Origin of the sequence: Paraburkholderia ginsengisoli NBRC 100965 (assembly GCF_000739735.1) — a bacterium.
Lineage (GTDB): Bacteria > Pseudomonadota > Gammaproteobacteria > Burkholderiales > Burkholderiaceae > Paraburkholderia > Paraburkholderia ginsengisoli.
Map to the genome: position 1 here is coordinate 1 of NZ_BBJF01000043.1, position 1,520 is coordinate 1,520.

1 protein-coding gene is annotated in these 1,520 nt (G+C 59.0%); it reads left to right on the forward strand.

Annotated features, from left to right (window positions below; all coding sequences use genetic code 11):
• Nucleotides 1-99: 99 nt before the first annotated feature.
• Entirely contained in the window at nt 100-1,113 is a 1,014-nt protein-coding gene (locus BGI01S_RS28800) for an IS110 family RNA-guided transposase (RefSeq protein ID WP_042329821.1), read from the forward strand.
• The last annotated feature ends 407 nt before the right edge of the window (nt 1,114-1,520 follow it).

Below are 1,520 nucleotides of genomic sequence, written 5' to 3' on the forward strand. Positions count from 1 at the left end.
TTCATTGAAAATCATCTAGCGGACCTCCCTCCGCCGCCCTGACGGGCGACGGGGTTAAAGTGAGTTTGCCAAAACCGCTTCAACCGGTAGGAGGTCATCATGAACTATAGCGGCATTGACCTGCATTCGAATAACAGCGTGGTGAGCGTGATCGACGAAACCGACCGCGTGGTCGCCGAGAGGCGACTGCCGAACGACCTGGCAAAGATTCTGGCGCTTCTTGCCCCCTGGCGGGCCGAACTGGCCGGCGTCGTGGTCGAATCCACGTACAACTGGTACTGGCTTGTCGACGGCCTGCAGGCGGCCGGCTTCGTGGTCCATCTGGCCAACACCACGGCGATAAAAAAGTACGACGGGCTCAAGCACAGTGGCGACGAGACCGACGCGCGATACCTGGCCCACCTGCTTCGTCTGGGCATCCTTCCTACTGGCACCATATTGCCGGCGGAGCACCGTCAGGTGCGCGACCTGGCCCGCAAGCGCATGCAACTGGTACGCAGCCGCACCAGCCACATTCTCGCCGTTGAGAACATTACAGCGCGTCAGTCCGGCACGCGAATCACGAGCAATCAGGTCAAGCAACTGGACCAGGCCGCTGTCGACCAGCTGCATCTTCCAGATGACGTAGCGCTCGCGGTCCGTGCGAACGTCGCGCTCATCACGACGCTCTCCTCACAGATCGCCATCGTGGAAAAGCGTCTTCAGGAAAAGGTCGCGCCGCGTCCGGACTACTCCCTCCTGACCACGGTGCCCGGCATTGGTCAAACGCTTGCGACCATTATCGTGCTGGAAACAGGCACCATTGAACGCTTCGCCAGCGCCGGCAACTTTGCCTCCTATGCGCGATGCGTGGACAGCCAGCGCATGAGCAATGGCAAGAAAAAAAGCGAAGGCAATACGAGAAACGGAAATCCATACCTGTGCTGGGCATTCATCGAAGCGGCCAACTTCGCGATGCACTTTAGCACCGAGGCCAGGCAGTTCTATGAGCGCAAGAAAGCCAGGACAAATTCAGTGGTCGCACGCAAGGCACTCGCCCACAAGCTCGCCCGTGCGTGCTTCCACATGCTTAAGGAACGAAAACCATTTGATGTGAACCGCTGCTTCGCATAAGCGTTACGACGGCGACCGGCAAGCCCTGATCGTTGACTGGTGAGAAGCCACCCAATTGAATGGGATGCCGTGCCGCCGTCCCCGATTTGCAGTAAAGCGGATCGCCTGCAACACGAGCCAGCCCTGGATTGGGGCCGGACGTCTGGCAACCACGAGTATTGTGCGAATTCATTGGACGTGTTGCGGCACCAACGTTCTTCTGGGGTGGCAGAGCCACCAGGGCGACGGGCAACTGATGTACGCCGATCGCTTGATCCTGATGGGTGTCTGGCGCGATCCGTCGCAGCCATGAATCGAAGAAACGGGTGCGCTCGGCTACTGCATTCGGTCAGTGAAATCGAAATCGGCTGTTCGACCAGTCGAGGGTGTTGTTTGCTCACTTGACACCGAGGCCGCTAATGGGTGTC